This is a genomic window from Variovorax sp. ISS6 (assembly GCF_056523145.1).
In genome coordinates, this window is sequence record NZ_JAWRZC010000001.1 from 235115 (window position 1) to 254613 (window position 19499).

A 19499-nucleotide genomic window follows, 5' to 3' on the forward strand; every position below is an offset into this window, starting at 1 on the left:
GTCCGGACGTGCGAAGGCCGCGGCGGGACGTGCGTCCGGCCGCGGCCTTCGTCTTTCTTCGCGCGACGGGCCCGCGGGCCCGCCCCCGCTTCAGCGCGCCAGGATCGACGAGGTCGCCGAGTTGCCGGTGGCCGAGGCCGTGACCTGGTTGCCCGTGGTGCGCAGCGTGCTGCTGCCCACCGCGCCCGTCGAAGTCACGCCGGCGCCGAAGTTCACGGCGGTCACCGTGGCCGTCACCGCGCCGGTGTTGACCTGGTAGCTGCCCACCGCCGCGCTCGGCGTGCCGGTGTTCAGCGCGGTCTGCGTCACGCGGTTGGTGGCGCTGTTGCCGTAGGCCTGCGCCGCCAGCGAGTTGCCGGTGACGCCGATGCTGCCGTTGAGCGTGCCCGGGCCGGTCGCGTTCAGTGCCACCTGGTAGCTCACGCCGCTGCTCGTCGCGCTGACCGCGCCCGTGTTCACCTGGCTGTTGAGCACACCCGCGCTGGCGCCGACGTTGAGCGCCAGCGGCGAGGCCGTCAGCGTCGCGCTGCCGGTCGAGGCCGCGCCCCCGTAGCCGCTGCCCGCGCTCGAGTCGACCACGTTGGTGGCCGCGTTGCCGCGCGCCAGCGCCGAGGTGGTGTTGCCGTTGAGCGCGATGCTGCCCGCGTTCAGCGGCACCGCGCCCGCGAGCGTGATGCCCGCGGCGGTGGTGGCGCTCGCGCTCACTGTCGCGCTGCTGGTCTGCACGTTCGACACGCCCACGCTCGCGCCCTGGGTGGCATCGCCGGTCACGGTCGCGCTGTTGGCGGCGCGGTTTGCCGAGGCCTCGGCCAGGGTGCTGTTGTTCGACACCGTCGCCGCCCCGCTCGACAGCCCGGCGGTGCCGGCCACCGCGCGGTCGTCGTTGTAGATCGCGGTGCTCGCGGTGCTGGTCACGCTGGTCGCCGCGGTCTGGCGGTTCGACACCAGCTGGTCGCCGGTCGCCACCACGTTGGCCGGTCCGCCGGTCTCGGCAAGCGAGACGCTGCCGGTGGCGGCCGCGGGCTTGATGTTGGCCGCGGACACCTCGAGCGTGTTGGTGGCGTCGTTCATCACGCCCAGCGCGGTGTTGGTGTTGCCCGAGAAGCGCACCGACGAATCCGTGGACGCGACCGGCGCGAACAGTTCGGCGCTCGAGCTGGCCGACACCGACGCCTGCGCGGACTGCGTGGACTGGATCGCGCCGCGCGCATCGACGGCCGCGCCTTCGAGGCTGAGCGAATTGGTCGCGGTGTTGGTGACCGCGCGCGCGCTCTGGCGGTTGTCGGACACGCTGATCGTCGAGGCCTGCACCGTGGCCGTGCCCGTGCTGTCGACGCCGATGCTGCCGGTCGCGACCGCCGACACCGGGCCCACGCCAAGTTGCGCGTTGCCCAGCCCATGGTCGGCCGTGATCGCCACGCCCAGGCCCGGCCCGCCCGCGGCCTGCGCCGTGGCCGGGTCGCCGGTGGCGACGCTGCCGCCCTTGACCGCGATGCTGTTGGTCGCCGAGTTGCCGGTGGCCGCGCTGCCGGTGGCGTTGCCCTCGAGCGTGGCGGCGCTGCGGGTCAGGGCATTGGTGCCGGTCAGCGTGAGCTGCGTGACGTTGGCGGCCGTCGCGGCCACCGCGCCGATGCTGTCCTGCGCGTTCAGCAGGCCGGTCTTCGCGCCCTGCGCCGTGCCGCCGGCCAGCGAGACGGCATTGCCCGCGCGGTTGCCCGCGGCCTCGGCCTGGGTCTGGTTGCCGGTCATCGCGATCGCGCTGTCGGTCACGCCCGCCGCGGCGGGCACGGCGCGATCGGCGTTGTAGATCGCGGTGTCGGCGCGCGCGCTGGCGCCGCCCACGGCCGACTGGCGGTTCATCAGCGCATGGTCGGAGACCACGCCGCCGTCGCCCGGCAGCGCGGCCTGCAGCACGATGGTCGGCAGTGGCGCGCCGGCGGGGGTGGTGTCGGCCGCGATCGCAATGCGGCTGGTGGCGTCGTTGGACACGGCCAGCGCGGTGTTCGCGTTGCCCGCGATGCGCACCGAGGAGTCGCTCACCGAGCCGGGCGCGTAGGCCTGCGCGAAGGAGCGCGCCTCCACCGGCGCGATGCTGGCCTGGCCCGACTGCAGCGCGCTGCGTCCCGAGACGTTCGCGGCCTGCAGCGAGAGGTCGTTGGCCGCGGTGTTGGCCACCGCCTTCGCGCTCTGGTCGTTGTTCGAGACGCTGAGCGTGGTGTCCGCCACCAGCATGCCCGCCGCGGTCGAGATGCCGAAGGCGCCCGCGGCCTTGGAGGAGATCGGCGCCGTGCCGATCGCGAGCTGCGCGTTCGACAGCGAGTGGTCGGCGATCGCGCCGCTCAGGATCGTGGTGTTGGCCGCTCCGGCCACCGGCAGCAGGCTGGCCGCGGCGATGTCGTTGCCCTTGACCGCGATGCTGTTGGCCGCGGCATTGCCGGTGGCCGAGCCGTGCAGCGTGTTGCCGTCGACCGAGAGCTGGGAGTCGGTCACGCCCTTGCCGCCCAGCTGCACCTGCACGCCGCCCTGCAGGGCCAGCGGGGCGCCTTCCTGGCCGATGACCGAGGCGACCTTGGCGCTGCTGAACTGCAGGTTCTGCACCGCGGTGGTGGTGGCGATGCCGAGCGCGTCCACGCTCACGCCGTTGGCCGCGCTGTTGCTCGTGGCCGCGGCGACGGTGGCGTTGTTGTCGGCGTCGATCTTCGAGCCGCCGACCGAGCCCGCGACCTGCGCCACCTGCACCAGCACCTCGGGGCCGCCGCTGCGCGTGGCCAGCACCGAGCCCTGGCCCGACTGGCCGTTCTGCACGCTGAACGAGGCCTCGGTGGTCATCGCGCCGCCGGCGACCGTGGCGCCCGGGATCACGGGGCCCGCGGTGTCGATGCCGGTCGCGCTCACCTGCACGGTGTTGCCGGTGGCCCGGCTGCCGTAGGCCAGCGCCTCGGTCAGGTTGCCGCTGCTCGACACCGATGCATCCGACAAGCCGCCGCTGACGATGGTGCGCACCGCGTTGCCGCCGACCGCGCTGGCCTCGATCTTGGTCGAGGCGCCCGCCACCGACTGCAGGTTGGTCACGTTGGCCACGGCCGCGTAGCCGCCGCCAGCGTCGATGTTGTTGGCGCCGAGCTTGAGCGCGTTGGCGCCGTCGTTGCCGTAGGCGGCCGCCACGAAGACGTTGCGGTCGTTCGCCACGCTGCCCGCGTCGACGCCGTTCGCACCGGCGACCGTGACCGCGAAGGCGTTCACGCCGACCGCGGTGGCGCCGACGGTGGACTGCACCGACTGGCTGCTGAGGATGCCGTAGGAGGCGTTCACGGCCGGCTGCGTCGCCAGCGTGTTGTCGAACGGCAGGTTGTTCGCGACGTTCACGTTGACGACCGAGGCCGGGTCCTTGCCGGCCGTGACCGCGAGGTCGCCGCCCGCGACGCCCAGCGTGTTGGTCACGGAGTTGCCGTAGGCGATGCCGCGCTGCAGGTTGTCGGTCAGCGCGGCCGAGCCGCGCACGAGGTCGGAGCCGACCGCGATGCGCGCTTCGGCGACGTTGAGCAGCGCGCCGGTCGAGGAGCTGCCGTCGTTCATCTGCACGCTGGCGATGCCGGCGCCAGTGCCGACCGCGTTGCCCTTGAGCGAGAGGTCGCTGGTCGCGCCGCTGCCCACCGCCACCGCCTCCTGGCGATTGCCGGTCAGCGAGAGCGCGCTGTCGGTCACGCCGCCGAGCGAGTTCGCGGTGAGCCAGATCTTCGAGCCCTGGTTCAGCGCGGTGGTCGTGCTGTTGTTGTAGTTGCCCTGCAGGTTGGTGAGGGTGGCCGGGCCGCTTGCCGACACGCGCCCGTCGGCGCTGGTGCCGCCGGTGAGCGCGACGTTGTCGCTGCCGCCGCCCAGCGTCATGGTGTTGGCCTCGAGCGCGAGGCGCTGGTCGGCCTGGTTGCCGCGCGCGGTGGCGGCCGCGGTATTGCCCGAGACCGCGACCGTGCTGGCATTGGTCAGGCCGGTCACGCCGTCGCCGGTCTGGGCCGCGATCACCGCGCCGTCCGCTGGCGTGGTGCCGATCCGGGCCGTCACCGCCGATTCCGAGTTGGACTGCTGGTTCGAAATGCCCGCGGTGCCCGCGAACGAGGCCGCGCCCGCGCCGGGCACGATCGCGCTCGAGGCGATGTTGCCGGTCGCCGCCGCGCCGACCGCGTTGTCCTTGAGCGCGAGGCCGCCCTTGTCGAGCGATTGCACCCCGGCGAGCACCTGGCCGCTCACCGTCTGCGCGACCAGCTCGGTGCGCAGGTTGCCCTGGCTGTTGAGCACCGCGAGATCGGCGTCGAGCTTGCTCGTGACGGCCACGCCGCCGTGCACGCTGTTGTTGATGCCCGCGGTGCCCGTGCCCGCGACCGACACGCCGGCGCCGACCACCACGCGGTTGCCGGCCGTGCCGGCGGTGGCCGAGAGCGCCTCGTTACCGGTGGCCGCGCTCGAGATCGCGTTGCCCTGCACCGACAGCGAGCCCTGCAGCGTGTTGACCGCGCCGCCGCCCAGGCCGTTGACCAGGCCCAGCACGGTGGAGCCGCTGTTGTCGGCCACGTGCTTGACCGCGGCGAGGATGCCGTCGCCGTTGACCTGCAGGTTCGACACCACGGCCGCGCCCGCGAAGCTCGGCGCGCCGCCGGCCTGGACCTCGGCCGCGCTGCTGGCGCTGTTGCCCTTGAGCGTGGCCGACAGCGTGTTGCGGTCGAGCGCTGCCGCCGCGGTCACGGTGTTCGCGCCGCTGGAGGTCAGCATCAGGTCGATCATGTTGCCGGCCAGCGTCGCGCCCGAGGGGCCGCCGACGCCGCGCTGCAGCGAGGTCACGACCAGGTTGCCCTGGGCGTCGAACAGCGGGGTGCCACCGGGGAAGGTCAGCGCCGCGCTGCCCGTGATGCCGGTCGCGCCGGCCATCGCGCTGCCGGTCACGAGCGAGCTGCCCTGGTTGATGGTGCTGGAGGCCGAGATCGTGTTGTCGGTGGCGCTCGCGCTGCCGCTCTGGAAGTTGTTGAGCTCGACCGCGAGCTTGCTGCTGGCGACGCCGCTGGTGATCGCGCCGCTGTTGTTCGCCACGCCCAGCGAGGCCGCGTTGTCCACCGGCGTGGCCGGCGGCGTGCTCGACAGCGGCTGGATCGCGTTGGCGAAGGCGTTGCCGGTGGCGCTCGCGCCGATCAGGTTGCCGCTGGTGGCGGCCGCGACCGGGTTGGGATTCGAGGGCGTGCCCGTGACGATGGTGCCGCCGGTGGCGCCGGTGATGCCCGCGCTCACCGCGCCGCTGTTGGTGGGCTGCGAATTGACCATCGGCGTGCCGGCCACCGAGCCGTTGAGGGCCGCATCGACCGAGGTGTCGGCAGCCTGCGCGGCACCGGCGGCGAGCAGGGCCGCCGCGACGGCGGAACCAATGCGGTTGAGGCGGATGGCGGGCTGGCGTGCGCCCCGGCTGCGGATCTTGCGTGCTTTCATGGAGTGACTCCTCGGGTGGGATGGCGATGTGGACGACGGAAAACGGATGAACGAACGGACGGAAAGGAAGAAGAACGAAGGCCAGGAAGAAAACGGCGGGCGCGAGCGCCCCCGCGCGGGCCCGCTGCACGGGACGCGCCGGGACGGTTCGCGGATGGATCAGCTGCCGCGGCCCGGGCCGGCGGCGGGGTCGGGGTTGGCCGCGGCCGTGGCCGCGCGGCTCTCGACGGTTTCGGAGGCCGCGGCGGGCTCGGCCTGCGCGGCCGGCGGTGCGGCGGCGCGGTCGCCGCCGGTGGCGGGTGCCGGCGCGCCGGTCGCGCTGGTCGCCGGTGCGGAGGAAGCGGCCGCCGGCGCCGGCGCCTGCAAACCGCCCACCACCGCGGCGCCCACGCGCAGCTTCGCGACCTCCTGCAGTCCAGGCCCGTCGCGGTGGATCGAGGTATCGGCCGCGTCGGGCCGCCACAGCACCGTGATCGCGCCCGGCGCGATGCCGCGGTTGGCCAGTGCCGAGGTCACGGCGGCGATGCGCTGGTCGGTGAGCTCGTCGCGCTTGCGCGCGTCCCAGTTCTCGGTGTCGCGCGCCACCAGCACGATGTCGGTGGCGCCCTTCTTCGCGGCCGCCGCCACCTGGTCGATCTGCGCCAGCGCGCTGCCGCCGAGCGTGGTGGCGCCGAAGTCGAAGGCCACCTGCAGCGCGGCGCCGGTCAGCCGCGCGCCGCCCGATCCCGCGGCATTGACGGCCACGCCGGGGCTCGCCTGCACCACCGGCGGCGCGGCGCCGGCACCGGTGCTCGCGTCGGCCGGATTCTGCACCTTGCGCAGCTGCTCGGCCGGCACCAGCGGGATCTGCTCGCCGCCACCGGGGCGCAGGGTCATGCAGGGCCGGTGGTCGACCTGCGTGACCGCGGCCATGAGCCGCACCACGCCTTCCTCGAGCGCGGCGCGCACGCCCATCTGCACCGGCTCCTGGCCCTTGGCGCCGATGTCGACGTCGTAGAGCCGGCTGCCGAAGAAGCGGAACACGTTGAGCCCGACCTCGTAGCCGTTGAACTGCTTGGTGAGGCTCACGGTGCGCACCACCATCAGCGAGCGCGTGTCGACGATGCGCAGGTCCACGCCCACCGACTGGGTGAAGGTGCGCGCCTTCACGCCGACCTGGTTCACCGCCACCTCGGCGCCGCCCGAGTTGATGTTGTAGTTGAGCTCGGTGATGCCGCCCACGATGAAGTAATCGGACTTGTTGATCGTGCCGCCGAAGTACGGCATCCACGGCACCACCTGCGCGCCGCCGCCCGGCCCGCCGCCGAGCTGGTGCGTGCGGCCGTCGCCGAGCTGGCGCCGGTCGGCGTAGGCCAGTTCTCGCTCGGCGATCACCGGGTCGAAGCGCTCGGCGATGCGCACCGCGCCGCCGAGCTTGCCGAGGGCCGAATAGACCATCAGCGCGCCGCCCTGCGTGATCGCGTTGCCTTCGTTGATGCTGTACTTGCCGGTGTAGTCCTTCACGTCGCCCACGCCGATCACCACCTCGGGCCGGCGCGTGGCCGCGATGTGGTCGGCGAAGCAGGCCAGCACCGGCTCCATCGGCGTGACGTTGTCGCGCACCGAGGGGCCGAGCACCACCGGCGCCTCGTTGGGCGCGAAGCGCTGCTGCGGCGCCGAGACGCAGCCGGCCAGCACCAGCACGCCGGCGAGAGGGCCCGCGAGAAAGACCGCCCGGCGGGCGTGGGGCGAGATGTGCTGCATGGCGCCCCCGTTCAGTTGAGCACGCCGAAGGCGCAGGCGGCGCTGCCGCTCACGCCCGCCGTCTGCGCACCGGTGTTGCCCTGGGCCGAGTTCAGCGCCTGCCAGGCCGCGCCCTGCACCTGCGTGCTGGTGCCGCCGACGACCGCCGAGCCCACCGTGCCCGCATTGGCCTGGTTGGTGCCCACCACCGCGGCGCCGAGCGTGCCGACCGCGCTGTTGCTGTCGTTGCCCGTGGCGCCCGAGCGCGCACCGGCATTCGCGGGCGAGTTGGCGACCGTGCTGTTGTTGCCGTCGTTGCCGGTCGAGGTCGCCGAGACGTTGCAGTTGTACTGGCGGCCGACCGTGGTGTTGTAGACCGGCGCCGCGTAGTAGCCGCTCTTCTGCTTGCGGATCATGTCCTGCACCGCGGCCTGGTTGACCTTGTCGGTGCTGGTCTGGAACTGCCAGGCGGCGTTCTCGCCGACGTTGTTGGCCTGCGCGCGCGGCGCCGCCACCAGCAGCAGCGCCACCATCAGGCCCACGTGCACCGTGGCGGCCCAGCGCGCACCACGGCGGAGATCGGGACACCGGGACACGGCGGCACGGATTGCACGAGGCATGGCAGCTCTCCTTTCAGGAGGAAGAACACTTAAACGAAAAGTGCTACTTCTTTGTAAAGAGAATGCTATGGATCGGGCCACCAAGCTGGCTATTCCGGAAATCAGTAGTACCTATGAGTACAAACCAGTGGTGAGCACTGGATGGCCGGACAGTGCGGTCGCCCCGATCTTGTGCACCTCGCAGGGTGCCGATCGGGGGGCGCGCCCCCGTGGCGGGGGTGCGTCCGCGGCCCGTTGCGGGCCGCGGGAAAGACCAGGATCAGGCGTGCGCCTTGATCGAATCCGCCAGCGTGTTCACCAGCGTGTCGATGTGCGACTTCTCGACGATGTACGGGGGCGCGATCACCAGCACGTCGCCCGCGGGCCGCACCAGCGAACCCTTGTGGAAGCAGTCGAGGAACACGTCGTAGGCGCGCTTGCCGGGCGCGCCCGCGATCGGCGCCAGCTCGACCGCCGCGGCCAGGCCGAGGCTGCGAATGCCGATCACGTTGGGCAGGCCCTTGAAGGTGCCGTGGAAGGCGTCGCCCAGGAGCTTGCCCATCTCGCCGGCGCGCGGGAACAGGCTTTCCTTCTCGAACAGCTCGAGCGTGGCGATCGCCGCCGCGCAGGCCACCGGGTGGCCCGAGTAGGTGTAGCCGTGGAAGAACTCGACCACGTGCTCGGGCGCGTCGGTCTTCATCATCGCGTCGTAGAGCTTGTCGCGGCAGATCACGCCGCCCAGCGGGATCACGCCGTTGGTCACGCACTTGGCGAAGTTCAGCATGTCGGGCACCACGCCGAAGTAGTCCGACGCGAAGTTGGTGCCCATGCGGCCGAAGCCCGTGATGACCTCGTCGAAGATCAGGAGGATGCCGTGCTTGTCGCAGATCTCGCGCAGGCGCTTGAGGTAGCCCTGCGGCGGCAGGTACCAGCCGGCCGAGCCGGCCACCGGCTCGACGATGATCGCGGCCACGTTGCTCGGGTCGTGCAGCGGCAGGATGCGGGTCTCGAGCTCGACCAGCGGGTCCTCGGCCCACACCGGTTCCTGGTTGTGGATGTAGGCGTTGTTGACCGGGTCGTGGATGAAGCGCATGTGGTCCACGCGCGGCAGGAAGGCCGAGCCGAACACCTTGCGGTTGCCCGGGATGCCGCCCACCGACATGCCGCCGAAGCCCACGCCGTGGTAGCCGCGCTCGCGGCCGATGAAGACGTTGCGGTGGCCCTCGCCGCGTGCGCGGTGGTAGGCCAGCGCCACCTTCATCGAGGTGTCGGCGGCCTCGCTGCCGGAGTTGCAGAACAGCACCTTGTTGAGGTCGCCGGGGGCCAGCGCGGCGATCATCTCGGCCGCGCGGAAGGCCTTGTCGTTGCTGATCTGGAAGGCGGTGGCGTAGTCGAGCGTGTCGAGCTGCTGCTTGATCGCCTCGTTGATCGGCTTGCGGTTGTGGCCCGCGCCCACGCACCACAGCGAGGAGATGCCGTCGATCACCTTGCGGCCGTCGTGGGTGGTGAACTCCATCCCGTCGGCCGCCACGAAGACCCGCGGGTCCTTCCTGAAATGACGGTTCGGGGTGAAGGGCAACCACTGGTTGTCCATGTTGAAGTCCTGGTAGGCCATGCGCGTGCTCCTGTGTGTCTCGTCGGGATGTGGAAGGCCCCGTCGCCGAACGGCAGGCGCCCCGGGAAAAAGGGGCGTGGCGGACGGGGAGAACGGCATTCTGGCACCCCTGCGACAATCACGCCCCTGACCATGACCACCACCCCTGCCTACATCCTCACCCTCTCCTGCCCCGACCGTACGGGCATCGTGCATGCCGTCTCGGGCTTCCTGCTGGAGCGCGGCGGCAATATCGAAGAGGCCGCCCAGTACAACGACCACGACACGGGCCTGTTCTTCATGCGCGTGCGCTTCGCCTGCGCCGAGCTCGGCGAGGCCGCGCTGCGCGAGCAGCTCGCCGCCTTCGCCCAGGGCTTCGGCATGACCCTGCAGCTGCAGGCGGCCGCCCAGCCGATGAAGACGGTGATCCTGGTCAGCAAGGAAGGCCACTGCCTCAACGACCTGCTGTTCCGCTGGAAGAGCGGCCTGCTGGCCATCGACGTGCGCGCGATCGTCTCGAACCACCGCGACTTCTACCAGCTGGCCGCCAGCTACAACGTGCCCTTCCACCACATCCCGGTGACGGCCGCGACCAAGGCGCAGGCCGAGGCGAAGCAGCTCGAGATCATCGAGGCCGAGGGCGCCGAGCTCGTGGTGCTGGCGCGCTACATGCAGATCCTCAGCAACGACCTGTGCCAGAGCCTGGCCGGCCGCGCGATCAACATCCACCACTCGTTCCTGCCGAGCTTCAAGGGCGCCAAGCCCTACTACCAGGCGCACGACCGCGGTGTGAAGCTGATCGGCGCCACCGCCCACTACGTGACGGCCGACCTCGACGAGGGCCCGATCATCGAGCAGGACGTGGCGCGCGCCGACCACACCGACACCGTCGAGGACCTCACGGCCCGCGGCCGCGACACCGAGAGCCAGGTGCTGGCGCGCGCGGTGAAGTGGCACAGCGAGCACCGCGTGCTGCTCAACGGGCATCGCACCGTCGTGTTCCGCTGAGCGGGCGCAGACCCGAAAGCAAAAGCCCCCGGCGCGGCCCATGCAGGCCGCCCCGGGGGCTTTTTCGTGCCGGCCGCGTCAGTTGCGATTCGGATTGTTCGGCCGGCGGTCGTAGCGGTTCGGCACGCCGTCGCCGTCGCGGTCCCAGCGGCCCGAGCTGTAGACCCAGCGGCCGCCGTCCTGGCGCCATTCGGGCGCGCGGTAGGCATAGCCCGGGCGGGCGCGCACCCAGACGCCGCCGATCCACACATGGCGGCCGCCACGCCACTCGTAGTGGCCCGGGGCCCAGACATAGCCGCGGCGCGGCGGCGGCACGCGCTCGTAGCGCGGCGGCGGCGGCGGCACCTGGATGGTCACCACCGGCTGCGCCTGGGCGGCCGTCGGCAGCGTGAGCGCGCCCACCGAGAACAGCGAGGTGGCGGCAACGGAAAAAGCGATGGCTGCGAGTTTCTTCATGGCTAGGCTCCATGAGTTGTTGGAGGAGCCTTCATGCTGCCGGTGCCTTGTGAACCGCCTGTAAGCGCCACGCGAAATCTTGTGTAGAGCTGTGACGCGCCGCCCGGCGCGCCGCCTGCAGGCGGCGGCCGACGCGCGTAGGCCTATTCCCGCAATTCCTGCAGATCGACCGCGCCCGCCATGGCCGTGAAGCCCGCGGCGTTGGGATGCAGGTGGTCGCCGCTGTCGTAGGCCGGCAGCAGCGCCAGCGGCTGCGCGGGATCGCGCAGCGCGGCATCGAAGTCGGCCACCGCGTCCACGTCCTGGCGGCCACGGATCCAGCGATTGACCGCGCCGCGCAGCGCCTCGGTGTGTTCGTTCCAGTACGACGAACCCTTGAACGGCGGGATGGTGCCCAGCAGCACCTTGAGCCCGCGCTCGCGCGCCTGCCGCACGAGCTGCTGCAGCCCGGCCTCGAGCTGCTCGGGCGTGGGGATCTCGCCGGCCGGCACGGCCTGCCCCGGCAGCCCGATGAAGGCGGTGCGGCCGATGTCGTTGGTGCCCATCAGCACGATCACGTGCGTGACGCCGCTCTGGCCCAGCACGTCGTCGCCGAAGCGCGCGAGGCCGCTGCGACCCGCGCCGCCGTAGAGCAGCCGGTTGCCGCCGATGCCGACGTTGAGCACCGCCACCTCGCGCGCCGAACCCGGTCCCTTGCGCAGCAGCGTCGCGAGCTGCTGCGGGTACGAATTGCCGCCGCCCTCGCCGTCGAGCCCGCCCGCGGTGATCGAATCGCCGAAGGCCACCACGGTGCGGATCGCGCGCGGGGCCCAGACGTCCACGCCCGTCACGAAGGCGTTGACCGGCACCCGCTGCACCTCGGGCAGCCGCGCCGCAGCCACCGCGTTGCCGTTCGACATCCAGGTGGCGTTGCTCGGCTGCAGATGCACCGTCGACAGCGGCGTGGAGCGCTCGTAGTAGCTGCTGACCACCAGCGTCTGCCCGGCCTCGACCGCGAAGTCGACGCCGTCGCTCCAGGCCTCGGCGCCGGGCGCGATGACGATGCCCGGCCGGCCGTCGAAGCGCAGCGCGCGCAGCGAGGACGGCGAGATCGCGCCGCCGCCGGTGCCGCGCGCCACGCTCGCGGCCGTCACGCCCAGCGGCGCCGTGCCGAAGCGGTTGGAGAAACGCACGCGCAGCCGCTCGCCGCCCACGCTGGGCTGCAGCTGCTGGCGCAAGGTGAGGCCGGGGAAGGCGCGGTCGTCGGGCGCGACCGGCGGCGGCCTGCCCAGCGGCGAGATCTGGCGGAAGTCCAGCGGCGCCGAGGCCCAGCTGCCGACCCAGTGGTCGGCCGCCACCGGCGAATGCGAGGCCGGCGCGGAGGCGGAAGATGCCGGGGCATCCCCCGACGGCGCCGCGCAGGCGGCGGTGGCGAGCAGCGCCAGGCACAGCGTGCCCGCCGCAAGCCTGGCGCCGATCCCGGCGAATCCATGTGAAACCAGCGTCATGCTCCTCGGGCGAAAGCGCCAGAGTGTACGGAGCCGCCTTGTCACTGCGCGTGACAAGGTCTGCGCGCGGGTTACCAGGTGTCGACGTAGGGCGCGACCGCCTCCTCGCGCCGCCCGGCGGCCGAGGCCAGCCCGCGCACCAGCCAGTCGCGCGTCTGCGCGGGATCGATCACGGCGTCGATCTCCAGCGTCTGCGCCATGTGGATCGCCTCGCCGTTCTCGTACTGCTGCGCCACCAGCTGCTTGAACAGCGCGTCGCGCTCGGCCCCTTCGGCGGCCGCGGCCAGCTCCTTGCGGAAGCCCAGCCGCACCGCGCCCTCGAGCCCCATCGCGCCGAACTCGCCCGTGGGCCAGGCCACGGTGAACACCGGCGCGTCGAAGCCGCCGGCCGTCATCGCCTGCGCGCCCAGGCCGTAGCCCTTGCGCAGCACCACCGCGAAGAAGGGCACGCGCAGGTGCGAGGCCACCATGAACATGCGGCAGACATGGCGCACCTGCGCCTGCGCCTCGATCTCGGGGCCGACCATGAAGCCCGGCGTGTCGCACAGCGAGACGATCGGCAGGCCATGCGCATTGCACAGCTGCATGAAGCGCGCCGACTTGTCGGCCGCCTCCACGTCGATCGCGCCGCCCAGGTGGTGCGGGTTGTTGGCCATCAGCCCGACGGGCCTGCCTTCGATGCGCGCGAGCGCCGTCACGATGCCCGCGCCGAAGCCCGCGCGCAGCTCGAGCAGCGAGCCGGTGTCGGCCACGCCGCGCATCGCGGCGCGCACGTCGTACACGCGCAGCCGGTTCTCGGGCACCACGTGGCGCAAGGCGCGCGGGTCGGCGCACTGCCAGTCGGCGACCGGCCCCTGGAAGTACGACAGGTACTGCTTCGCGGCCGCGACCGCCGCGGCCTCGTCCTCCACAAGGATGTCGATCACGCCGTTGCGCGACTGCACGCTGCTCGGCCCGATCTGCTCGGGCGCGAAGCTGCCGAGGCCGCCGCCCTCGATCATCGCGGGGCCGCTCATGCCGATGTTGCTGCCCTTCGTGGCGATGATCACGTCGGCACAGCCCAGCAGCGCCGCGTTGCCCGCGAAGCAGCGGCCATGCACGATGCCGACCACCGGCACCTTGCCCGAGAGCGCGGCGAACTGGCTGAAGGTGTGGTTGTTGAGGCCCGCCACGATCGGCATGTCGGTATCGCCGGGCCGGCCGCCGCCGCCCTCGGCGAACAGCACCACCGGCAGCCGCAGCTGGTGCGCCACCGCGAGCAGCCGGTCGGTCTTGTGGTGGTTGCGCATGCCCTGCGTGCCGGCCAGCACCGTGTAGTCGTAGGCCAGCACGGCGCAGCGCGACTTCTCGGGGCCGAACTGCCTCGCGTTGATGCTGCCGATGCCGGTCACCATGCCGTCGGCCGGCGTGTTGGCGACCAGATCCTCGAGCGTGCGGCGGCGCGTCTGCGCCGCGATGGCGAGCGCGCCGTACTCGATGAAGTTGCCGGGATCGGACGCGCTGTCGCAGAGGTCGGCGATGTTCTCGCGCGCGGTGCGCCCGCCCTGCGCATGGCGCTTGTCGACGGCGGCCCGGCGGTTCTCGTCGAGCGTGAACGCATGGCGGTCGATGACCTTCTTCAGGTCGGGCCGGATCGCGTCGAGGTCGTGCGCGGCGCGCGCCTCGTTGTGCACGGCCTGCGCGTCGACCGCCTCCAGCCGCAGCAGCGACTGGCCCTCGACCAGGTAGTCGCCGGGCGCGGCCAGCAGCGCCACCACGCGGCCCGCGGTGGGCGCGTGCAGCAGGTGTTCCATCTTCATGGCCTCGAGCACGCCGAGCTGCGCGCCCGCGGGCAGCACGTCGCCGACCGCGACCTCGAACTGCACCAGCTTCGCGGGCATCGGGGCCTTGACCGTGAGGCCGTCGTCCACGTCATCGATCTCGGGAGTTGCGACCTGCGCGACGACCGGCGCGATCTCCTTCGCGCGTTTCTCGAACGCCGTTGCGGCCGCCAGCAGGTCGCCCAGGTGCGCCTCGACGAAGCGCGTGTGCACCGCCTGCGTCGAGAACTCGGGCCGCGCGGCGATCGCGCGCAGCAGCGGCAGGTTGGTGGCGATGCCCTCGATGCGGCACTCGTCGAGCGCGCGCAGCGAGCGGCGCAGTGCATCGGCGAAGCGCGCCGAAGGCGCATGCACGATCAGCTTGGCCAGCAGCGTGTCGTAGTGCGGCGAGGGCGCCAGGCCCGCATAGCCGTGCGTGTCGACGCGCACGCCGGGCCCGGCGGGCAGCTCGAAGCGCGCGAGCGTGCCGCCCGAGGGCCGCGCCTGGCCCTGCGCATCGAGGGTCTCGGCATTGATGCGCCACTGCAGCGCGAAGCCGCGCTGCGCCGCGGTGCGGTCGGCCTCGATGCCGAGCGTGGCCAGCGACTCACCGGCCGCCACCGCGATCTGCAGCTGCACCAGGTCGAGCCCGGTCACGGCCTCGGTCACCGTGTGCTCGACCTGCAGCCGCGGATTGGCCTCGATGAAGACGAAGGGCAGCGTGGCCGAGGCCGCGTCGACCAGGAACTCGAAGGTGCCGAGCCCGCGATAGCCCACGGCCCGGGCCATGCGCAGCGCGGCCTGCGTGAGCTGCGCGCGCAGCGCCTCGGGCAGCGAGGGACTGGGCGCGATCTCCACCAGCTTCTGGAAGCGCCGCTGCAGGGTGCACTCGCGCTCGCCGAGACTGGCCACGGCCTTGCCGTCGCCGAGCACCTGCACCTCGATGTGGCGCGCATCGCGCATCAGCCGCTCGACGTACACGCCCTCGATGCCGAAGGCCGCGCGCGCTTCCGACATGCAGCGCGCATGCGCCTCGGCCAGCTCGCCGGCCTCGAGCACCGCGCGCATGCCGCGCCCGCCGCCGCCGCCGATGGCCTTGACCATCACGCCCGCGCCCTGCGCCTGCTGCTCGGCGAAGAAGGCCTGCGCCTGCGCGAGCGTCACCGCGCCCGCGCTGCCGGGCATCACGGGCACCTCGCAGCGCGTGGCCAGTTCGCGCGCGCGCGCCTTGTCGCCGAACAGGGCGAGCTGCTCGGGCGTGGGCCCGATGAAGACCAGGCCCGCATCGGCGCAGGCCTGCGCGAAGTCGGCGCGCTCGCTGAGGAAGCCGTAGCCCGGATGCACCGCGTCGCAGCCCTGCGCCTTCGCGGCCGCGATCAGCGCGCCGATGTCGAGGTAGGCCGCGGGCCCGGTCGCGTCGAGCGCGAGCGCCACGTCGGCCAGCTGCACGTGGAGGGCCGAGGCGTCGTCGCGCGCATGCACGGCCACGCTGGCGATGCCGAGGTCGCGCAGGGCGCGCACCAGGCGCACGGCGATCTCGCCGCGGTTGGCAATCAGGACTTTGGAAAACACGCGGGGTCTTTCAGTTCTTGTCTTTGAGCAGCCGGCGCAGCACCTTGCCGGCGCCGGTGGTGGGCAATGCATCGATGAAGCTCACGAAGCGCGGCGCCTTGTAGCTCGCCATGTTCTCGCGCGACCAGGCGATCAGTGCCTCGGCCGCGATCTCGGCGCCGGGCTTGCGCACCACGAAGGCCTTGACCACCTCGCCCTTCTCGGGATCGGGCTGCGCGATCACGGCGGCCTGCGCCACGGCCGGATGCTTGATGAGGATGGTTTCCACCTCCTCGGGGAACACGCTGTAGCCCGAGACCTTGATCATCTCCTTGAAGCGGCCGATGAAGCTGAGGTAGCCGTCGGCGTCGAGCTTGCCCATGTCGCCCGTGTGCACCCAGCCGTCGCGCAGCGTGGCGGCCGTGGCCTCGGGCTTGTTCCAGTAGCCCTTGAACGAGCCCGGGCTGGTCAGCACGATCTCGCCGACCTCGCCGGTGGGCATGTCGGCCTGCGTTTCCGTGTCGACGATGCGGATCGTCACGCCCGGCACCGCCACGCCCTGCGTGCCCCAGCGCGGCGCATGGCGCGGCGTGTAGGTGTCGCAGGTGTGGGTTTCGCTCAGGCCGTAGGCGGCCTCGAAGGAGGTGCAGTTCGGCGCATGCGAACGCCACTGCGCGGCCAGCGGCTCGGTGAAGGCGATGCCGAAGCTGGTGACCGGGTTCATGCGCAGGCTCGCGAGGTCGAAGCCCGCGATGTCGGGCAGCTGCATGCAGGCCACGTTCATCGGCGCGATGCTGTACCACCAGCTCACGCGGTGGCGCGCGATGGCCTGCAGCGCCGCGCGCGGATCGAAGCGGTGCAGCAGCACCGAGGCCGCGCCCGTGAGCACCGGCACGTTGACGCCCATCAGCATGCCGGCGATGTGATACAGCGGCGCGATCGACAGCAGCACGTCGTCGGGCCCGACACCGTTGCAGTCTGCCGCGGCGCGGGTCTTGAACAGCGCATTGCCGTAGCTGAGCATCGCGCCCTTGGGCAAGCCGGTGGTGCCCGAGGTGTAGGTCATGAGCGCGACGTCGTCCATGGCGATCGCCACCGGCTGCGGCTTCGCATCGGCGTTCATGACGGCGAGGAAGTCCTCGCAGCCCGCGGGCACCGTGCGTTCGGCGCTACGCTCGGCCGCGAGTTCGGCCGGCAGGTCGAGCGCGGGCGTCTCAGGCGTCTTGGGCAAGAGGTCGGCGTAGTGCACGACGAACACGTGTTCGAGCGCGCTGCCGGGCTTCACCTTCTCGACCACCGGCAGCAGCGGCGCGGCCGCGACGATCACGCGCGCCTTCAGGTCGTTGACCTGGTAGGCGAGCTCGTGCTCCTTGTTGAGCGGCCCGCTGGGGCAGACGATGGCGCCGATCTTCTGGATGCCGAAGTGCGCCGCCAGGTACTGCGGGCAGTTGTTGAGGAACAGCACCACCGGCTCGCCCTTGCGCACGCCCAGGGCCTGCAGCCGCGCGGCGAAGGCATCGCTCGCGCGGTCCAGTTCGCGCCAGCTCATCGCATGGCCGTACCAGTGGCAGGCCGGATGCTCGCCGCGCTCGCGCGCATGGGCGCGCAGGTAGTCGTGCAGCGGTTGCTGCGCGCGCGGCGGGAGCGCGCGCAGCAAGGGTTCGTCGGTTGTCTCCATGGCGTCACTTTCTCAGGGTTATCGATAGCCGCTCGCGCCTGGCGGGCGCTTGCCATCGCCGGATGGTGCACGAACAATCCTACCCATGGGTATAACTTCCGCGACACGGCACAAACCCTCTGGGCGCAAGGCGCGCGCGGAGCAGGACGATCCTCCACGCGCGCCAGGCATGCAGGGCATGCACGAGGCGCATGCGACGGAGGCCGCGGCCCTCACGGCGCGCCCCGACCTGCCGCAGGGCACCGGCCGCCAGCGCGCCGCCACGCAGGGCACCGACCTGCAGCGCGAGCGCATCCTGCAGGCCGCCACGCAGCTGTTCGCGGCACAGGGCTACGCCAACACCACCATGGCGCAGATCGTGCGCGCGCTCGGCGTCACGAAGCCCTTCGTCTATTACTACTTCCGCGACAAGCAGGAGATCTTCGAGACCATCTCCTGGCGCCCCGCGGTCGACTGCTTCACCGCGCTCGACTTCGCGGCCGACGATCCGCGCCGCGCGAGCGAGAAGGTGCTCGAGGGCATCGAGCGGCTGATCCGCGCCACCGTCGCGCATCACCCCGCCGCCTTCTTCCCGTACCGCGAACCGCAGGTCTACCGGCCCGAATACCTGGCCGCGCAGAAGAAGCTCGCGCACCACTTCTACGACCTGCTGTGCCCGCTGCTCGAACAGGCGCGGCGCGACGGCGACCTCGATTTCGACGAGACCAAGATCACCGCGCTCGCGGCCTGCAGCCTGCCGGGCTTCCTCTACAGCTGGTACCGCCCGGGCGGACGGCTCTCGCCCGACGAGGTGGTGGCCGAGCTCACGAAGCTCGCGAGCCGCGTGATCGGGCTGCGCACCGGCCACTGACCACCCATCCCAGGAGACACACCATGAAGTTCCACCCGGCGCCCCTGGCGCGGATCGCGCTCGCCTGCCTGATCGCCACCGGTGCCGCAGGCACCGCGCAGGCCCAGCAGACCTACAAGCTCGCCTACATCGACCCGCTCTCGGGTCCCTTCGCCAACGTCGGCGAGCTGATGCTGATGCACACGCAGTACGCGATCGAGGAGATCAACGCGAAGGGCGGCGTGCTCGGCGGCACGAAGCTGCAGCTGCTGCAGTTCGACAGCAAGCTCTCGGCGCAGGAGAGCCAGAGCGCGCTGCAGGCCGCGATCGACCAGGGCGCGAAGGCCATCGTGACCGGCGGCTCGGGCTCCTCGGTGGTGACGGCGCTGGTGCAGGCGGTGGCGCGCTGGAACCAGCGCAACCCGGGCAAGGAACTGCTGGTGCTCAACCACTCGTCGATCGATCCCGAGATGACCGGCAAGGCCTGCAGCTTCTGGCACTTCCAGACCGAGGCCAACACGGCGATGAAGATGAAGGCACTGGCCAACTACATCAAGAAGACGCCCGAGGTGAAGAAGGTCTACCTGCTGAACCAGGACTACGCGCACGGCAAGCAGTGGGCCAGCTACGGGCGCCAGCTCGTGGGCCTGGCGCGGCCCGACATCCAGTTCGTGGGCGAGGCGCTGCATCCGATCGGCCGGGTCAAGGACTTCTCGCCCTACATCGCCAACATCAAGCAGAGCGGAGCCGACTCGGTCATCACCGGCAACTGGGGCCAGGACATGACGCTGCTGCTCAAGGCCGCGGGCGATGCCGGCTACGACCTGCGCTACTTCAACCACAGCGCGGGTTCGGTGCCGGGCACGGTCACGGCGGTGTCGCAGGCGAAGCTGGGCCAGCTCACCTGGGTCGCCGAATGGCATCCGGGCCAGGCCGGCACGCCGAAGGTCGATGCGCTGGCCAAGGCCTACAAGGCCAAGACCGGCAAGGACTTCCTCGCGCCGCGCATCGACATGACGCCGCGCCTGCTCGCGGCCGCGATCGAGAAGGCCGCGAGCACCGACACGGTGAAGGTGGCGCGCGCGCTCGAGGACCTGAGCTACGACTCGGTGGTGGGCCCGGTTCGCATGCGCGGCGAGGACCACCAGCTGCTGCTGCCGCAGGTGGTCAACACCATCGCGCCGGTCGACGGCAAGACGGTGAAGCTGGGCTGGGAAGGCACGAACTACGGCTTCCGCACCGACGCGGTCTACAGCGGCAACGAACTGGCGCAGGGTACCGACTGCAAGATGGTCCGCCCTTGAACG

Annotated in this window: 11 protein-coding genes; 3 read left to right on the top strand and 8 right to left on the bottom strand. The window is 71.7% G+C overall.

The window, feature by feature from the left end:
- Positions 1-90 precede the first annotated feature (90 nt).
- The 4 genes from AC1HIL_RS01110 to aptA all read right to left on the bottom strand — a co-directional run bounded on the left by AC1HIL_RS01110 (position 91) and on the right by aptA (position 9405).
- Positions 91-5469: a beta strand repeat-containing protein gene (locus AC1HIL_RS01110; protein ID WP_479670950.1), complete on the bottom strand. Its 5379-nt coding sequence runs from the start codon at positions 5467-5469 to the stop codon at positions 91-93.
- 159 nt (positions 5470-5628) lie between these two features.
- Complete coding sequence (locus AC1HIL_RS01115; protein WP_479670951.1) at positions 5629-7212, bottom strand: CsgG/HfaB family protein; 1584 nt, start codon at positions 7210-7212, stop codon at positions 5629-5631.
- Between the two features lie 11 nt (positions 7213-7223).
- Positions 7224-7811, bottom strand: coding sequence for a hypothetical protein (locus AC1HIL_RS01120; protein WP_479670952.1), 588 nt, complete (start codon positions 7809-7811; stop codon positions 7224-7226).
- Between the two features lie 259 nt (positions 7812-8070).
- The gene (aptA, locus tag AC1HIL_RS01125; RefSeq protein ID WP_479670953.1) at positions 8071-9405 is read right to left on the bottom strand and encodes an omega-aminotransferase AptA; all 1335 of its coding nucleotides are present in this window, start codon (positions 9403-9405) and stop codon (positions 8071-8073) included.
- A gap of 132 nt (positions 9406-9537) precedes the next feature.
- Between aptA and purU the strand changes: the two genes are divergently transcribed.
- Complete coding sequence (gene purU, locus AC1HIL_RS01130; protein ID WP_479670954.1) at positions 9538-10392, top strand: formyltetrahydrofolate deformylase; 855 nt, start codon at positions 9538-9540, stop codon at positions 10390-10392.
- Between the two features lie 78 nt (positions 10393-10470).
- Here the strand turns inward: purU and AC1HIL_RS01135 are convergent, their stop codons facing one another.
- The 4 genes from AC1HIL_RS01135 to AC1HIL_RS01150 form a co-directional block, all read right to left on the bottom strand.
- Positions 10471-10848 (bottom strand): YXWGXW repeat-containing protein, encoded by a 378-nt coding sequence (locus AC1HIL_RS01135; protein WP_057594447.1) that lies wholly within the window; start codon positions 10846-10848, stop codon positions 10471-10473.
- A 143-nt stretch (positions 10849-10991) separates the two neighbouring features.
- The gene (locus AC1HIL_RS01140; protein WP_479670955.1) at positions 10992-12335 is read right to left on the bottom strand and encodes an SGNH/GDSL hydrolase family protein; all 1344 of its coding nucleotides are present in this window, start codon (positions 12333-12335) and stop codon (positions 10992-10994) included.
- Positions 12336-12406: 71 nt separating this feature from the next.
- On the bottom strand, positions 12407-15706 hold the full coding sequence (locus tag AC1HIL_RS01145; RefSeq protein WP_479670956.1) for a carboxyl transferase domain-containing protein: 3300 nt from the start codon (positions 15704-15706) through the stop codon (positions 12407-12409).
- Positions 15707-15716: 10 nt separating this feature from the next.
- On the bottom strand, positions 15717-17363 hold the full coding sequence (locus AC1HIL_RS01150) for an AMP-binding protein (RefSeq protein ID WP_479670957.1): 1647 nt from the start codon (positions 17361-17363) through the stop codon (positions 15717-15719).
- Positions 17364-17541: 178 nt separating this feature from the next.
- Here AC1HIL_RS01150 and AC1HIL_RS01155 point away from each other — a divergent pair, with 178 nt between their 5' ends.
- Together AC1HIL_RS01155 and AC1HIL_RS01160 are read left to right on the top strand one after the other, a co-directional pair.
- Entirely contained in the window at positions 17542-18213 is a 672-nt protein-coding gene (locus AC1HIL_RS01155; RefSeq protein WP_409976512.1) for a TetR/AcrR family transcriptional regulator, read from the top strand.
- Between the two features lie 23 nt (positions 18214-18236).
- Positions 18237-19496, top strand: a complete 1260-nt coding sequence (locus AC1HIL_RS01160) for a branched-chain amino acid ABC transporter substrate-binding protein (protein ID WP_057594443.1) — start codon at positions 18237-18239, stop codon at positions 19494-19496.
- The last annotated feature ends 3 nt before the right edge of the window (positions 19497-19499 follow it).

Excerpts from the sequence above, each read along its gene's own strand:
- AC1HIL_RS01110 (WP_479670950.1), bottom strand. The coding sequence starts at position 5,469 with ATGAAAGCACGCAAGATCCGCAGCCGGGGCGCACGCCAGCCCGCCATC.
- AC1HIL_RS01115 (WP_479670951.1), bottom strand. The coding sequence starts at position 7,212 with ATGCAGCACATCTCGCCCCACGCCCGCCGGGCGGTCTTTCTCGCGGGC.
- AC1HIL_RS01120 (WP_479670952.1), bottom strand. The coding sequence starts at position 7,811 with ATGCCTCGTGCAATCCGTGCCGCCGTGTCCCGGTGTCCCGATCTCCGC.
- aptA (WP_479670953.1), bottom strand. The coding sequence starts at position 9,405 with ATGGCCTACCAGGACTTCAACATGGACAACCAGTGGTTGCCCTTCACC.
- purU (WP_479670954.1), top strand. The coding sequence starts at position 9,538 with ATGACCACCACCCCTGCCTACATCCTCACCCTCTCCTGCCCCGACCGT.
- AC1HIL_RS01135 (WP_057594447.1), bottom strand. The coding sequence starts at position 10,848 with ATGAAGAAACTCGCAGCCATCGCTTTTTCCGTTGCCGCCACCTCGCTG.
- AC1HIL_RS01140 (WP_479670955.1), bottom strand. The coding sequence starts at position 12,335 with ATGACGCTGGTTTCACATGGATTCGCCGGGATCGGCGCCAGGCTTGCG.
- AC1HIL_RS01150 (WP_479670957.1), bottom strand. The coding sequence starts at position 17,363 with ATGGAGACAACCGACGAACCCTTGCTGCGCGCGCTCCCGCCGCGCGCG.
- AC1HIL_RS01155 (WP_409976512.1), top strand. The coding sequence starts at position 17,542 with ATGCACGAGGCGCATGCGACGGAGGCCGCGGCCCTCACGGCGCGCCCC.
- AC1HIL_RS01160 (WP_057594443.1), top strand. The coding sequence starts at position 18,237 with ATGAAGTTCCACCCGGCGCCCCTGGCGCGGATCGCGCTCGCCTGCCTG.